Source organism: Chitinophaga sp. (assembly GCF_039596135.1).
In the GTDB taxonomy this organism is placed as follows: Bacteria; Bacteroidota; Bacteroidia; order Chitinophagales; family Chitinophagaceae; genus Chitinophaga.
In genome coordinates, this window is sequence record NZ_JBCNKH010000001.1 from 17,512 (window position 1) to 33,092 (window position 15,581).

General features: G+C 46.0%; 17 protein-coding genes. 8 read left to right on the top strand and 9 right to left on the bottom strand.

The window, feature by feature from the left end:
- Positions 1-7: 7 nt before the first annotated feature.
- The gene (locus ABDW16_RS00075; protein WP_343667067.1) at positions 8-652 is read right to left on the bottom strand and encodes a hypothetical protein; all 645 of its coding nucleotides are present in this window, start codon (positions 650-652) and stop codon (positions 8-10) included.
- 133 nt (positions 653-785) lie between these two features.
- Positions 786-1,985, bottom strand: coding sequence for an aminotransferase class III-fold pyridoxal phosphate-dependent enzyme (locus ABDW16_RS00080; RefSeq protein ID WP_343667068.1), 1,200 nt, complete (start codon positions 1,983-1,985; stop codon positions 786-788).
- Positions 1,986-2,098: 113 nt separating this feature from the next.
- Between ABDW16_RS00080 and ABDW16_RS00085 the strand changes: the two genes are divergently transcribed.
- Positions 2,099-2,632 carry a gamma carbonic anhydrase family protein gene (locus ABDW16_RS00085; protein ID WP_343667069.1) on the top strand — a complete coding sequence of 178 codons (534 nt, stop codon included), beginning with the start codon at positions 2,099-2,101 and terminating at the stop codon, positions 2,630-2,632.
- A gap of 721 nt (positions 2,633-3,353) precedes the next feature.
- Here ABDW16_RS00085 and rsgA read toward each other — a convergent pair.
- From rsgA to ABDW16_RS00110, 5 genes are all read right to left on the bottom strand, one after another.
- Positions 3,354-4,295, bottom strand: coding sequence for a ribosome small subunit-dependent GTPase A (rsgA, locus tag ABDW16_RS00090; RefSeq protein ID WP_343667070.1), 942 nt, complete (start codon positions 4,293-4,295; stop codon positions 3,354-3,356).
- A 166-nt stretch (positions 4,296-4,461) separates the two neighbouring features.
- Positions 4,462-5,472 (bottom strand): VWA domain-containing protein, encoded by a 1,011-nt coding sequence (locus tag ABDW16_RS00095; RefSeq protein ID WP_343667071.1) that lies wholly within the window; start codon positions 5,470-5,472, stop codon positions 4,462-4,464.
- Positions 5,473-5,499: 27 nt separating this feature from the next.
- Positions 5,500-6,474 carry a hypothetical protein gene (locus ABDW16_RS00100; protein WP_343667072.1) on the bottom strand — a complete coding sequence of 325 codons (975 nt, stop codon included), beginning with the start codon at positions 6,472-6,474 and terminating at the stop codon, positions 5,500-5,502.
- Between the two features lie 24 nt (positions 6,475-6,498).
- Entirely contained in the window at positions 6,499-7,386 is an 888-nt protein-coding gene (locus ABDW16_RS00105) for a DUF58 domain-containing protein (protein ID WP_343667073.1), read from the bottom strand.
- Positions 7,387-7,410: 24 nt separating this feature from the next.
- Positions 7,411-8,412, bottom strand: coding sequence for a MoxR family ATPase (locus tag ABDW16_RS00110; RefSeq protein WP_343667074.1), 1,002 nt, complete (start codon positions 8,410-8,412; stop codon positions 7,411-7,413).
- A gap of 284 nt (positions 8,413-8,696) precedes the next feature.
- On the opposite strand from ABDW16_RS00110, the gene ABDW16_RS00115 reads away from it, so the two are divergent.
- The 5 genes from ABDW16_RS00115 to ABDW16_RS00135 all read left to right on the top strand — a co-directional run bounded on the left by ABDW16_RS00115 (position 8,697) and on the right by ABDW16_RS00135 (position 11,213).
- On the top strand, positions 8,697-9,038 hold the full coding sequence (locus ABDW16_RS00115) for a hypothetical protein (protein WP_343667075.1): 342 nt from the start codon (positions 8,697-8,699) through the stop codon (positions 9,036-9,038).
- Positions 9,039-9,075: 37 nt separating this feature from the next.
- Complete coding sequence (locus ABDW16_RS00120; RefSeq protein WP_343667076.1) at positions 9,076-9,606, top strand: GNAT family N-acetyltransferase; 531 nt, start codon at positions 9,076-9,078, stop codon at positions 9,604-9,606.
- A gap of 17 nt (positions 9,607-9,623) precedes the next feature.
- Positions 9,624-10,283 carry a peptidylprolyl isomerase gene (locus tag ABDW16_RS00125; RefSeq protein ID WP_343667077.1) on the top strand — a complete coding sequence of 220 codons (660 nt, stop codon included), beginning with the start codon at positions 9,624-9,626 and terminating at the stop codon, positions 10,281-10,283.
- Between the two features lie 37 nt (positions 10,284-10,320).
- On the top strand, positions 10,321-10,701 hold the full coding sequence (gene gcvH / locus ABDW16_RS00130) for a glycine cleavage system protein GcvH (protein WP_343667078.1): 381 nt from the start codon (positions 10,321-10,323) through the stop codon (positions 10,699-10,701).
- Positions 10,702-10,829: 128 nt separating this feature from the next.
- Positions 10,830-11,213, top strand: a complete 384-nt coding sequence (locus tag ABDW16_RS00135) for a VanZ family protein (protein ID WP_343667079.1) — start codon at positions 10,830-10,832, stop codon at positions 11,211-11,213.
- A 67-nt stretch (positions 11,214-11,280) separates the two neighbouring features.
- Here ABDW16_RS00135 and ABDW16_RS00140 read toward each other — a convergent pair whose 3' ends face one another.
- Positions 11,281-11,958, bottom strand: coding sequence for an OmpA family protein (locus ABDW16_RS00140; RefSeq protein ID WP_343667080.1), 678 nt, complete (start codon positions 11,956-11,958; stop codon positions 11,281-11,283).
- A gap of 182 nt (positions 11,959-12,140) precedes the next feature.
- Positions 12,141-13,205, bottom strand: coding sequence for a peptide chain release factor 1 (gene prfA, locus ABDW16_RS00145; protein ID WP_343667081.1), 1,065 nt, complete (start codon positions 13,203-13,205; stop codon positions 12,141-12,143).
- A gap of 74 nt (positions 13,206-13,279) precedes the next feature.
- Here prfA and ABDW16_RS00150 point away from each other — a divergent pair, with 74 nt between their 5' ends.
- Together ABDW16_RS00150 and ABDW16_RS00155 are read left to right on the top strand one after the other, a co-directional pair.
- A complete protein-coding gene (locus ABDW16_RS00150) occupies positions 13,280-14,422 on the top strand; it encodes an amidohydrolase family protein (protein WP_343667082.1) in 1,143 nt (380 codons plus the stop codon).
- A 19-nt stretch (positions 14,423-14,441) separates the two neighbouring features.
- Entirely contained in the window at positions 14,442-15,533 is a 1,092-nt protein-coding gene (locus ABDW16_RS00155; RefSeq protein WP_343667083.1) for a mechanosensitive ion channel domain-containing protein, read from the top strand.
- Positions 15,534-15,581 lie beyond the last annotated feature (48 nt).

Below are 15,581 nucleotides of genomic sequence, written 5' to 3' on the forward strand. Positions count from 1 at the left end.
CTGGGGTTTACCCTTCTGATTCAGCATTGCGCTCATACTTCCACCACATCATCACACCGTACACGATGTGTAATACACCGAAACCGAAGGCCCAAAAATACAGACCACGGCGCAAATAGAAAATATTGATAATCCCCAGTATGATTTGAGCGATCCCAAAGTATTTGATGTCTCTGAATGTATACTTGCTGGCATTGACCAATGCCAATCCGTAGAAGAGGAGGCAGGCGGGCGCCACGAGTACTTCAAGATTATTGTAAACCATTCCGGCAATGAATGCAGCGCCGGCTAGCATGGGGATGAGCCCACTGTAGAAAACGTTGCGGGAGGTTTTGTCCCAGATGGGGAGACCGTCTTTCTTAGCTTTGCGCCAGGTAAAGTAGATGCCGCCACCGAGGGCGATGGCCATTACGATGAGGCCGAGAATGGTGAGTTTTATTTTTAGTATGTTGAAATCTTCTCTTACAAAGATACCGGAGGTGTTCCAACGGATGTAATAGTCGCGGATCCAGATGTAGGCAACAGTGGCACCTATGAGGCCGGCTACGCCAGCGCAGACACCGCTTAAGCCACTGAGAGAGATGAAGCGGCTGCTGCGGTCCATGATACGTTTAATATCACTTAAGGTGTTTAGATGTTGCTGATCGGTCATACTAAAGTACTTTGGAATTCAAAGTTAGTATTTCGGATGGAATTACAAAAGGTTTTTATTGGTATTTGTTTTAAAAAGCCAATCCTGCGGGAAATCGCTTCGCGATTTCCCGCAGGATTGGGGGGGAACGGTATTAGATACGGTCGCGTAAGGCGACCGTATCTAATACCGCGAGGATAATATCAGATGCGAATTTAATCTCGTCTTCGGTGATAATGAGCGGTGGCGCAATGCGCAGGCATTGCGGGGCAAATAAGAACCAGTCGGTCATCACACCTTTCTCAATGCAGGCATCGATCACCTTTTTATTCATTGCAAAGCTTTCCAGCTCCACAGCCATCATCAGCCCCTGAGAACGGATTGCTTTGATAGCCGGATGCTTAAGATATTTGTGAAATAAGGCTTCTTTTGCCCGGACTGTATCTGTGAGCTTTTCTTCCAGCAATACTTTGAAACCCGCCATCCCGGCAGCACAAATCACCGGGTGGCCCCCAAAGGTGGTCATGTGACCTAAAACAGGGTTATTGGTAAGGGTCCACATAATTTCCCTGTTGGCAATGAAAGCACCCATTGGCATACCGCCCCCCAGCGCTTTACCTAACAAGAGAATATCAGGAACGATACCGAATTGTTCAAACCCCCAGAGGGAACCATTTCTGCCCAAACCACACTGGATCTCATCTAATACAAGCAGGGTACCGGTTTGGGTACATTTTTCCCGCAGGGCTTTCATCCATTCCTGCTGTGGTACGATCACCCCTGCTTCGGCCTGCACCGTTTCTGCAATTACACAGGCCGTTCTTGTTGTGATACGATCGATCGCCGCCCAGGTATTATATTTCAGGTGTTGAATGTCAGGTAATAATGGACGATATGCATTCCGCCATTCCTCATCCCCCATAATACTCATCGCCCCCTGTGTAGAACCATGATAACTATTCTCAAATGCAATAATTTCGGTTCTGCCCGTGAAGCGCTTGGCCAGTTTCATAGCCCCTTCTACTGCTTCCGAACCACAATTGGTAAAATATACACTATCTAAAGAAGCTGGTAAATGCTGTGTGAGCAAAGTAGCAAACGCTACCTGCGGCGACTGCACCAGCTCTCCATATACCAGGAGGTGCATATAACTCGCGGCCTGCTCCTGTATAGCCGCCACCACTGCCGGATGGCAATGCCCTACATTGCACACACTAATCCCCGCTATCAGGTCCAGTAATTTTTTCCCGTCCACATCCCACATGTACATGCCTGATGCCTTCACCATCTCAATTCCCAACGGCGCGTCTGACAATTGCGCTACGTGTCTTAAAAAAAGTTGCCTGTTATTCATTTGCCTGCAAAAATACGAAAATGATATGCCCATGCGTATTTAATAAGTATACCTGATCCGGAGCATCTGTTTAATCAATTGTAAGTGGTAATTTGCCAGCAAAACATAAGGAAATGCCATACATTCTGCCGGTAAAAGGAGTAATGCCTGAAATGGGAAAGGACTGTTTTATAGCTCCAAATGCGACTATCGTTGGTGATGTGATCATGGGAGATAGTTGTAGCGTTTGGTTCAATGCTGTGATCAGGGGAGATGTAAACAGCATCCGCATGGGCAATAAAGTAAATGTACAGGATGGTGCCTGCATTCACGCCACTTACGAAAAGACGAAAACCATTATTGGCAATAGTGTATCCATTGGCCATAATGCGATTGTGCATGGCTGTACTGTGGAAGATAATGTGCTGATTGGGATGGGTGCGATTGTGATGGATAATGTACACATCGGCAGCAATACTATTATCGCTGCAGGTGCTGTGGTACTGGAAAATACACAGGTAGAAGGAGGCGCTATTTATGCCGGTGTACCTGCTAAAAAAGTTAAAAACATCAGTGAGTCATTAATCAGTGGAGAGATCGACAGGATCGCGAATAATTATATTATGTATTCCAGCTGGTTTAAGGATTTGCCGGAAGAAGGGGAATAGGATCCTTTGGACGTTTGTTAGCTGAGATCTGCTGAGAGATGACGGCCTGCTGACCCGGCGGGCAGAGGATGGGTATTATCTAAAAATGACATATTTTAATTATCTTGCATTTAATATCCTTACCCTATGCAGAAATTAATATTACTCCTGGTGCTGGGTAGCATTCTGGCTATCAGCTGTCAATCAGAGCAAAAAGGCTGTCCTAGCAGCAATTATTACTCTAATAGGAATATCAAGCAGAACAAGCATTCTTCCAAACAAATGTCTAATAGGGTATTCTGATGATACGTACGTTTTTTATTTGCATGTTCGTGCTTGTTATGGGGTTGAGTTCCTGTAGGACGAGGAAGACGGGGTGTCCGCAACCGAGGAGTAATTGGGGGGCGGAGAAGGTCTTGGATGAGATGCAGGGGAAGCATCATAAGAAGAATAAGCATTGATTGATGGAGGAGGGGGATTTCCTTCGGAAAACATGTAGGGAAATTTTATTTTTCCCGAAGGGTAGGATCTGGTAGCCTCTTACATTTTGAGGGGGATTTCCTTCGGAAAACATGTAGGGAGATTTTTTAAGTATTCAGTAGGTTTTCTCCGAAGGAAGGGAAATTTTATTTTCCCCGAAGGGTAGGATCTGGTTGCCTCTTACGTTTTGAGGGGGATTTCCTTCGGAAAACATGTAAGGAGATTTTTTAAGTATTCAGTAGGTTTTCTCCAAAGGAAGGGATCAGTAGCTTTCTTCCTGTATTGATTCCAGGATCGTAGCATAACTCACATACCTCTCCATATCTATTTCCCCTTTTTCCACAGCAGCCTTCACCGCACAGCCAGGCTCATTGATATGCAAACAGTTATTAAACTGACACTTTGAAAGATAAGGCTGCATCTCAAGGAAATAATGCGACAACTCCGGCTTATCGATATCTACGATACCGAACTCTCTTACACCAGGAGTATCTATCAACCGGCCACCCTGTGGCAGATCATACATCTCTGCATAGGTGGTGGTATGCAAGCCTTTTCCACTCCACCCGCTAACTGCTTTTGTACGCAGTTCCAAACCAGGTAACAAACGATTGATCAGGGAAGACTTTCCTACGCCGGAATGGCCAGACACCAGGGTAGTTTTGTCCTTCATCATTTCTCCCAGTTCATCTACCCCCTCGCCGGTAGCGGCAGAAACCAGTTTTACAGTATAGCCTATATCTTCATACAAGGCTGCTAATTCAGCAAACCTGTCTATTTCTTTCTCTTTGTAAATGTCTTTTTTGTTGAACACCAGGATGACCGGAATATGGTAAGCAGCAGCTGTAACCAGGAAGCGGTCCATGAACCCATTGGAGGTTCTGGGTTCTTTTACCGTGCAGATGAGCATAGCCTGATCGACATTGGCAGCTACAATATGCTTCGCATTTCCTTTTTTATGTGGGGAGCTACGTACGATGTAGTTACGTCTTTCGGCAATGTCGGTGATCATAGCATTTTTTGCACTGGCATCGCCCTCTTCAGGAACGATGTCCACAATATCACCTACGGCTATAGGATTGGTAGAGGTAATGTCCTCATCCAGTTTCAGCACACCTTTGATACGTGCCTGAAATGTTTCGCCGGTGGTAGTAGTTTTTACGGTGTACCAGCTGCCAGTGGATCTGTAGATTAATGCCTGCAAATGCTTTATTTATTATTATGAGGGTGTAAAAATACAAAAAACTCGCTTCTGCCTTCGGCAAAAGCGAGTTTTTTAGGAGGGATTAGCCTTCCGCTGTCGCGGAAGGTTAATCTTTTAGAGCAACCTACCTTTGTGGCGGAAGGTCAATCTTTTAGAGCAGCGTGCCTTACGGCAGGCTGCGGAATATGGTATATCGCAGCACTACTTCCAGCAGCATGCAAGCTAATGCCAGCATTACAAACGGGAAGAAATGCTCGCCAAATCGTTTGTAAGAAGTGATCTCCACCTTTGTCTTTTCCAGCTTATCGATCTCATCATAAATACTTTCCAGGTCCTTATTGTTAGTGGCCCTGAAATATTTCCCACCAGTTTCTGTAGAAATCTTCTTCATCAGCGGCTCGTCCAGCTGTACATCCTGCATTGCCATCTGGATACTACCATCCGGCATCGTCATAGGGAACGGCGCTTTCCCGATGGTACCTACACCCACTGTATATACTCTTGTCTTGAATGCCTTTGCAATTTCCAGCGCGGTGAGCGGATCTATCAAACCCACATTGTTCACACCATCTGTCAGAAGGATGATCACTTTACTCTTGGCTTTACTGTTTCGGAGGCGATCTACAGCCGTGGCCAACCCCATTCCAATCGCAGTACCATCCTGCAGCATACCACTCTTGATAGCTGCTATCTGGTTTTTCAATACCGCATGGTCAGTGGTAATCGGACATTGCGTGAAGCTCTCTCCCGAAAAGATTACCAAACCTATACGGTCACTGATACGGCTATCCACGAAGTCGTTCGCTACTTTTTTGGCAGCTTCCAGCCTGTTTGGCTGCAGGTCTTCGGCCAGCATACTACCTGAAATATCTATTGCCAGCACAATGTCAATCCCTTCACTGTCTATACTTTCAGATGTATTGCTGGTCTGAGGTCTTGCCAGTGCCACCACCAGCGCACTAAACGCCAGCAGTCGCAGTATCAGCAGGAGGGGGCGGAACCGCACCTTCCAGGATACCGGCAGTCCCTTCAATCCCTGAAGGGAAGACATATCCATAGCCACCTGTTTCTTCTGCTGCTTTGCATAGTACCAGTAGATCATCACTGGCACCAGCACCAGCAAGCCAAAGAAGGCAGGATGGGCGAATTCAATATTTTTCCAGACTGAAAAATCCATGTATCTAAAATAATTTCCTGGTTCTAATTAGTTGCCTACGCCTTCACTTTTCTCTTTCTCTGCTTCTTTTGCTTTCTCTACAGCGGGTTTGGTCCATTCCACAATCTCAAATGCCTGTGACAGTGCGCGCTCGTGCTCTTCAGGTGTAGGATTGAGCTTCGCAAATTTAGCCAGGTCAGCTATGGTCAGCAGGTCTCTCAACCTGTCGCGCTGCTGGTTCAGGACCGTCACCGGTTTGATGTGTTGCAACAGTTCCTCGCTGGTTTGCTCCAGGGCAGGGATATTGAATTGCTGTTCGAAGTATGCGCGCAGCACATCTGTGATGCGGGTATAATATTGCTTTACATCTCCCTGTTGCCACAGTTTCTCTTCTTTCAGCTGCTTCAGTGCCAGCAGTGCTACCTCGTAAGGTGGTACGGCGGCAACCGCAGGTTTCACCACTTCTTTCTTAGGACGGCCGCGGAAATATACCCACAATCCGATGCCTATAATAATAACGGTGATACCGATGGCGAAGTACAGCCAGTAATCCCAGAAGCTCCAGGGTACTGTACGTACGGCTTTGATAGGTTTGAATGCTTTGGTAGTATCTACCTGCACGGTACCTACCTCTATACGCAGAGAATCGGTGAAAGCAGAATCAGTCACCGCACCATTATTGAGCACCTCAAATTTTAAAGCAGGGAGATCCCAGCTACCACTGTCAAAGCTGGTGAGCACAAGGGTTTGTTGCAACACCTTGTTGCCATTGGCAGCAGCAGTATCGAGACCGGTACGGCTCACTACTTCCCAGTGAGTGAAGGAATCGGGTAACTGCGGGAAAACGACATTGCCAGCGCCCTGGTTAGGTACGGTGGCAGACAATATGAGTTTTACCTGCTCACCTATACGGATTCTGTCTGTATCTGTACGGGCGCTCACCTGTACCTGGGCCTGTGAGGCAAGCCCATAACCCAGCATTACAAATAAAAGAAGTGTTTTAACTATGATCTGTTTACCCATGTTAATTTGCTCATCTTTAAACTATCACCTGTTTGTAAAGAAACCCCGTAAAGCCTTTACATAATCTTCATCCGTACGAATGCTGATCAGGTCTGCGCCGCTCTTCCTGAAGGAATTGCGGCAATACTGTACGTGCTGCTGGAACTGTTGGGTATAATATTGCTGCACCTGTTTGTCAGAAGCATCAACCCACTGGCGTGCACCGGTTTCAGAATCCTGCATCTGTATCAGGCCTACCGGTGGCAGTTCTTTATCACGCTGATCGTATACATGCACACCTACCACATCGTGGCGCCTGGCGGCAATGTTCAATGCATCCTGGTAGTCGCCTGTCAGGAAGTCGCTCAGCATGAATACAATGCTTTTTTTCTTTGTTGCATTGTTGAAGAAACGCAGTGTTTCCCTGATATTGGTTCCCTTGCGGGAAGGCGTAAATGATAGCAGCTCGCGAATGATAAACAGGATATGGGATTTACCTTTCTTAGGCGGGATATATTTTTCCATACCGTCGCTGAAGAAGATCACCCCCACTTTATCATTGTTGTTGATAGCGGAGAAAGCCAGTACAGCGCAGAGCTCCGTCATCATATTCCGCTTGTTTTGCCGAACGGTACCGAAGAGGGAGCTTTCACTCACATCTACCAGCAGCATTACGGTGAGCTCACGTTCTTCTTCGAAAACCTTGATGAAGGGATGGTTCAAACGGGCGGTCACATTCCAGTCGATAGCCCGCACATCATCGCCTACCTGGTAATCACGCACTTCACTGAAAGACATACCACGGCCTTTGAAGGCGCTGTGGTATTCGCCCGAAAAGATGTGATTGGAGAGACCCTTTGTTTTGATCTCTATCTGCCTGACCTTCTTAAGTATTTCTGCAGTATCCACCGGTTGTACATTAACTTTTAACAAAACTGTTTGCTACAGGGGAGCCGATTAAGGCACTTCTACAGCATTCAGAATTTCGCTCAGGATGTTTTCGCTGGTTACGTTTTCAGCTTCTGCTTCGTAAGTGAGACCTACACGGTGACGCATTACGTCGAAGCAGATGCTGCGCACGTCTTCAGGGATCACGTATCCACGACGCTTCATGAAGGCATAAGCTTTAGCAGCCATTGCCAGGTTGATGCTCGCTCTTGGAGAACCACCATAAGCGATGAGTGGTTTCAGTTTCTGCAGTTTGTATTCTTCAGGATTACGGGTAGCAAATACGATATCGAGGATATAGCGTTCGATCTTTTCATCCATGTATACTTCACGCACCAGGTCGCGTGCCTTCATGATGTCGGCAGGCTGAATGATGGGACTGATTTTCTGAGAAGGCTGAGGGTTCAGGTTCTGGCGGATGATCATGCGCTCTTCTTCCTTGGTAGGATAGCCAATCACCACTTTGAGCATGAAACGGTCTACCTGTGCTTCAGGCAGTGTGTAGGTACCTTCCTGCTCAATTGGGTTCTGGGTAGCCAGTACCAGGAAAGGTTCTTCCAGTTTGAAAGTATTATCACCGATAGTGATCTGTTTTTCCTGCATGGCTTCCAGCAGGGCACTCTGCACCTTTGCGGGGGCACGGTTGATCTCATCCGCCAGGATAAAGTTGGCGAAGATAGGACCGCGTCTTACCACAAATTCATTCTTTTGCTGGTTGTATATCATAGTACCGATCACGTCCGCAGGCAGAAGGTCCGGTGTAAACTGAATACGGCTGAATTTTCCATTAATGGCAGAAGAGAGGGATTTGATGGACAAGGTTTTTGCCAGACCGGGTACACCTTCCAGCAATACGTGGCCTTGTGCCAGCAGCCCTATCAATAGTCTTTCTACCATGTAACGCTGCCCTACGATGACTTTGCTCAGTTCCAGGTTAAGGAGGTCTACAAATGCGCTCGCCTGGTGGATTTTCTCATTTAGTTGACGAATATCATACGAAGTATTCTCCATGCTTATTTATTATTTACAAGTTTGCTAAAGTAAAACTTTCTGCCAGTAAAACACCGCCAGATAAGCTGATATGGCCGTTAAAATGCTGTTAAGAATAGGATTATAAATTAAAAATTACAAATTACGATATGGTTCTCAGATACATACATTTCTTAATCTGTAATCCTTGCATTATAAATAACGTATGTGACCACCAAATTAATAAAGCCCCCGCATATTTATATCATCTTTTTTTATAACGTACATTTGCAGGGATAGAAGGTTCATAATTAAAAGATTATAAAATGGCAGAGGAATTTGAGCAGCAATGGAAAAGGGTACTGGATATGCTCACTGAGCGATTTGGGAAGACCCCTAATATGGAAGCAATTCTCTTTTTAATAGGCATCCAGGAACTGGGACACCTGAAGCGGAAGTTTACCAAGGAGCAGAAACAGGACCTGATGCATGTGGCAACATGCACTCTATTGAGTCAAAGCGGGTATTTTGAACTAGAGGGGTATGACAAGGATGGCTGGCCCCATTTCAAAGAAGCACAGCCTGTACCCAAAATGAGCATGCCGGAACAGGAAAGATTTTTGCAGGAGCATATTATTGCATACTTTGATGACCAGGAGGGACGGTAAAATTCCCTTCATGATATAAATTATACACACCCTGGCTATGGATACATCATTACACGTTGTGCCCGTTTCTTCTGAATTGATGGATTTACTGGTTATGCTTGAGCAGCGGACGTTTACCGAAACATTTGTTCATCAATACAACCTGGCGGACTTTAATGCTTTTATGGAAGAGAAAAAATCCAAAAAGGCACTGACAGCTGAAATGGCCGCTCCCGGATGTTTATATTACATTCTGTACGAAGGCACTTCACCTGCGGGCTTTTTGAAGCTCAACTTACACAAGCAGCCGGATCATAATGGTCCCCTGGCTCCCACACCGGTCATGGAGCTGGAAAAGATCTATGTGCTGAAAGCATTTCAGGGCATGAAAGCCGGACAGTTTTTACTGGACTACGCGCAGCAAGTGGCGGTGCAACATGGTATAAAAACGGTCTGGCTTGGGGTTTGGGAGTACAACACCAAAGCTTATCAATTCTACGAGAAGAATGGCTTTGAAAAATTCGGCAGCCATATCTTCATGATGGGGAACCAGGAAGATACGGACTGGCTGATGCGCAAACAACTCTAAAATAATCATACACCCCCATGAAACGATTGTTACTCTTTGTGTGTCTAATACTCACACTACCCGCTATGGCAGCTAAACCCCGCAAGGTAAAAATCATTACGACCTATGGTACAATGGTGATTGAGCTGTATAATACCACACCAAAGCACAGGGATAATTTTATCAGGCTGGCCAGGCATCACTTCTATGACAGTACGTTATTTCACAGGGTGATCAAAGGCTTTATGATACAGGGTGGCGACCCTGATTCAAAGCATGCGGTGCAGGGAGCCATGCTCGGTAACGGAGATGTGAACTACACGATTCCCGCTGAATTTCAGTTAAACCTGTATCACAGAAAAGGTGCGCTGGCTGCAGCGAGAGACAACAATCCTGCGAAGGCAAGTTCCGGTTGCCAGTTTTATATCGTACAGGGAAAAGTATGGACGGATGAAGAACTGGACAAACTGGAGAGGGGCAGACTGGGAGGGAGGAAGATCCCGGTGGATCAACGTGAGTACTACAAAAAGTATGGAGGCACACCACAACTGGATCAGAGCTACACGGTGTTTGGACAGGTTGTGGAAGGCCTGGACGTGATCGATAAGATTGCAGGAATGAAGACAGATGGAAATGACAGACCACTGGAAGATGTGGCAATGAAGATAAGAGTGGTGAAGAAATTTTTGTTCTTTTAGGTTTTCCTTAATTTTACCCCTTAAAATCAAACTTGCCATGAATTTTCCGTCAAATCTGCGTTACACCAAAGATCACGAATGGCTGTTACTGGAAGGTAATACAGCAATTATCGGTATCACTGACTTCGCTCAGCGTGAACTGGGAGATATCGTATTTGTAGACATTCCTACCGTTGGTAAATCATTGGGTGCAGAAGAAGTATTCGGTACTGTGGAAGCAGTAAAGACTGTGTCAGACCTGTTTCTGCCAGTAGCCGGTACTGTTAATGAAATCAATCCTGAGCTGGATGGTTCTCCTGAACTGGTGAACACTGACCCATATGGCGAAGGCTGGATGATCAAGATGACAGTATCTAACCCTGCAGATGTAGACGGACTGCTGGATGCAGCTGCCTATAAAGCACTTGTTGGCGAATAAGTCCAATAATTAATAAAAGGTTAAAAAAAATGTGGAGGTATAAGGTTCAAAAGTTGGGAACGACTTTTGAACCTTATACCTTTATGATTATTAATAATTACCAAAAAAAACAATCGGACGTGCCAGCAATGAGGATTATCAGATATTATTGGCCTGCTATCTTATGGATATTGCTGGTGCTATACTTGTGTACTATTCCGGGAAGTAAGCTCCCGAAAGATCCGTTCTATGAGAAAATACATATGGACAAGATCGTTCACCTGGGATTGTTTGGTTGTACAGTGCTGCTGCTGTGTATAGGTTACTACAAGAGTAAAGGACACATTTCTGCGCTTACGCTGGCGCTGATCTGGTTCACCGCTGCATTTTATGGTCTTGCTATTGAATTTATCCAGAAATACCTGGCAGTAGACCGCAGTTTCGACATGATGGATGTTGTAGCTGATTCAATAGGTGCTTTATGTGGGGTCATTGCTTTCTTATTTGTACGAAAGTGGTGGTTGAAAAAGTAATTCAACTAAAAAGGCCGTATCCAACGATACGGCCTTTTTCATATATATGTGTATGAAGGAAATCCTATTATTGTCCTGATTCTTTCTGCGCATCCTGCTTCATCTTATCGTTTGCATAGATAGCGAATTCCACACGACGGTTCTTAGCCCTGTTAGCATCTGAGTTATTAGGTGCTACTGGCTGTTTGGAACCATACCAGTATGTTTGAATACGGCTGGCAGCTACATTCTGTGTTTTCAGGTAGTTTGCTACAGCGGTAGCACGTCTTTCAGAGAGTGCATTGTTGTAAGCATCGGTACCAGTGGTATCGGTGTGACCTTCTACCCGTACATAGGTATCAGGATATTTATTGAGAACGGCAGCCAGCTGCTGAATATTTTGCTGGGCAGTAGCTGTCAGGTCTGATTTATCAAATCCGAAGAGGACGCCGGAGTTGAAGGTTACATTGATACCCTCACCTACACGTTCTACGGTAGCATTTGGTACGGTTGTTTTGATTTCCTGTGCCTGTTTATCCATTTTTTTACCGATCAGTACACCAGCTCCGCCACCTACGGCAGCACCGATGATAGCGCCCAGGGCAGTGTTGCCTGCAGCTTTACCGATTACAGCACCGGTGGCTGCACCACCACCTACACCGATGGCTGCGCCTTTTTGGGTGTTGTTCATTCCATTCCATGTGCTACAGCTAAATAACATGGTGGCAGACAATACTACTGCTACGATAGGATTGATTCTTTTCATTGTATACGATTATTTATTACTGAGAGATACGAGACAAATATGCTGCCAGATTTTAGTAGATCAAGGCAAACATGAATATAGGTATTAATGAAAAAGCAAATGTAATATTAATGCTTCATATCTGACGAATGCAAAACAAAAGGGCTTTTGCCTTTTGTTTTACATTCATTATTGCCTGTAGCTTAGCTACCCATTTTCATTTTTTCCACATTTTCTGCAAACTGTAACGCCTGTACCATTTCCTGGATATCGCCACTCATAAAGGCATCCAGGTTATATACAGTCATGCCGATACGGTGATCTGTAACACGACCCTGCGGGTAATTGTAAGTCCTGATCTTTGCAGAACGGTCACCGGTAGAAACAAGGCTCTTACGCTGTGAAGCAATCGCTTCTTCATGCTTACGTACGGCTGCTTCATAGATACGGGTACGCAACATCTTCATAGCGATATCACGGTTTGAGTGCTGGCTACGTCCTTCCTGGCATTCTACCACCACACCGGTTGGTATGTGCGTGAGACGAACGGCAGACTCAGTTTTGTTTACGTGCTGCCCACCCGCACCGGATGAGCGGAACGTATCCATCTTAATATCTGCTTCTCTTACATCCACATCCACTTCTTCCGCCTCAGGCAGAATTGCCACTGTAGCGGCAGAAGTGTGCACACGGCCGGAAGTTTCTGTAGCAGGTACGCGCTGTACACGGTGTACACCTGATTCAAACTTCAGGGTACCATATACATCATCCCCGTTTACTTCTACCACCACCTCTTTATATCCACCCACTGCACCGGGGGTTTCGCTCATAATATTGGTACTCCATCCCTTGGTTTCACAATAGCGGAGGTACATGCGCAGCAGGTCGCCGGCGAAGAGGCTTGCCTCGTCACCACCCGTACCACCACGGATTTCAAGAATTGCATTCTTTTCATCCTGTGGATCTTTCGGGATCAGCAGGTTGCGAATTATCTCCTCCTGCTCAATTTTCTGATTGGCCAGTGCTTCGGTTTCTTCCTTAGCCAGCTCCCTCATTTCTTCATCGCCACTATCCAGCACTTCCTTGTTAAAGGCTATACTGTCGAGCAACTTTGTATAAGTATCGTATGCCTTCACGATTTTTTCCAGCTGACGGTACTCCTTGCTCAGTTTGCTGAACTGCTTGTTGTCGCTCACTATTTCGGGGTTGGTAAGGGCAAGGGAGACCTGTTCAAACCGGCCTTTGATCGCTTCTAGTTTATCTATCATAGTTATCTTTGTTGAATGGTCGATGGTCTGTCGACTTATCAATTGCCGGCAAAATTAACATCTTTAGGATAATTATGACCCAACAGCAAAAATTTAAAGGAACAGCCCTCTTTGACGGGCAGAAAATATTATCAGCAGACAAGGTCCTGATCCTCTCCGGAGACGGGACTGTGGTGGATATAGTACCAGCAGAACTCGCCGGCGAGGGGGTGCAGGAAGTAGAGGGGATACTCAGTCCGGGGTTTGTAAATACCCATTGTCACCTGGAATTGTCACATATGAAAGGGGTGATTCCCGAAGGTACCGGGCTACCGGCGTTCCTGACACAGGTGATGGAAAAAAGGGGGCAGCAGGACGACACAGCTATGAAAACGGCTGCGGAATTCATGTGGGAAAGCGGCATTTCGGCGGTGGGTGATATTTGCAATGGCACCGCGACGCTTACTCATAAACAGGGGTCACCAGTTTACTACCACTCCTTTGTGGAAACGATGGGATTTGTACCAGTGGCAGCTCAGAGCCGGCTGGATTACAGCCTCTCTGTGCTGGAACAATTCAGGCGCCTGAATGGTGATATGCATTCCTGCTCGGTAGTGCCACATGCCCCATATTCTGTGAGTGAAGCGCTTTTTTCCCTGCTTTCTGTGCTGCCGGACAATACCCCTATCAGCATTCATAACCAGGAAACAGCGGCCGAAAATCAATTGTATATTGATAAAACAGGTGCTTTCATGGACTTCTATCAGCACTTTGGGATGGATGCAAGTGCATTTGTGCCCACAGGAGGTACAAGCTTACCGGCATGGTTACCCTATTTCAGGCACCTGCCTGTGGTACTGGTACACAATACTTTTTCCACAAAAGAAGATGTGGTATTTACAAAACAACATGCCCCAAATGCATACTGGTGCTTATGTCCGCAGGCGAATTTGTATATAGAAAAACGGCTGCCGGATATTTCATTATTACGCAGTGAAGGGTGTACCATTACGCTGGGAACAGATAGCCTGGCTTCCAATCATCAGTTGTCTATCTGGGAAGAGATACAGGCAATACGTACGCATTTTCCGGAAATTCCATTGGCCGAAATACTGCAATGGGCTACGTTGAATGGTGCGAAAGCATTGGGAATCGCGGCCAGGTATGGCAGCTTCGAAAAAGGGAAGCAACCGGGTGTAATCGCTATTACTGACAAGGGTAGCCGAAGAATATACTAATATTGTAATTTCGCGCCATATGAACAATTTACTCGACAAGGTAATACTGGGCAACCCTATTCAGAATTATTTTATTCTGGCCATTGTGCTGCTGTTTGTCTCGATGATCAAACGGTATCTTTCGCAATGGCTGGCCAGCCTTCTTTTCAAAGAAGTCAGGAAGTGGGCGCCTGATATTGGCCAGCATGAATTCTCTCACCTGCTGTTGCGACCATTGGAATACTTCTTCCTGCTGGTTGCCTTCATGCTTACGATCGATCACCTGAATTTTCCTCCGGAACTAAACGTCATGGTTTACAATGGGTTTAGTTTGAAGGGAGTGTTGAACACACTGCTGGAGCTTGCGCTCACAGTGTCTATCATCTGGATCATTCTTCGCGTGATCGACTTCATATCGCTAATGATCAGTAAGAGTGCCGATTTGCTGCAGGACAAGACGGACAACCAGTTCATTGTCTTCTTCAGGGATTTCTTCAAAGCTATTGTCTTTATTTTCGGCGCCGTCGCCTTTATCAGGATTTTGTTTGGGGCGGTGCTGGTCAATAAAATCATTGCGGGTCTTGGTATCGGTGCTGCGGCCCTTGCTCTCGCTGCCAAGGAAAGTATTGAGAACCTGATCTGTTCTTTCATCATCTTCTTTGATAAGCCTTTCCGCGTGGGAGACACGGTGAAGGTAGATGCTTACCAGGGCGCTGTAGAAAAGATTGGGCTGCGCAGTACACGTATCCGCACACAGGACAAGACTTTCGTGACAGTGCCCAACAAGAAAATGGTGGATAGTATTCTTGATAACATTTCGCTGCGTACCCAACAAAGAGTGGCATTACGCCTGGAAGTAGCGGGCGATACCCAGGCAGAGAACCTGCTGCAGGTATTGCAGGACATCAGAAACCTGCTGGAAAGGAATGAAAAAGTTGCGGATGGCTTCATTGTGAACCTTCACGACTTTACCAGCACTACTTATGTGATTCAGATTATTTTCCTCACCAATGTAATTGAGAGTATTCCTTACAACCAGTTGCGCAGTGAGGTGAACCTTGGAATTATCAATATATTGGAAAGCCAGGGTGTGAAATTATCCAGCACGACGGTGGAGATACACGAGAAATAAGTTATCCACTGTGCATAAAAAAAGCCGTCTCAGGATGCTGAGACGGCT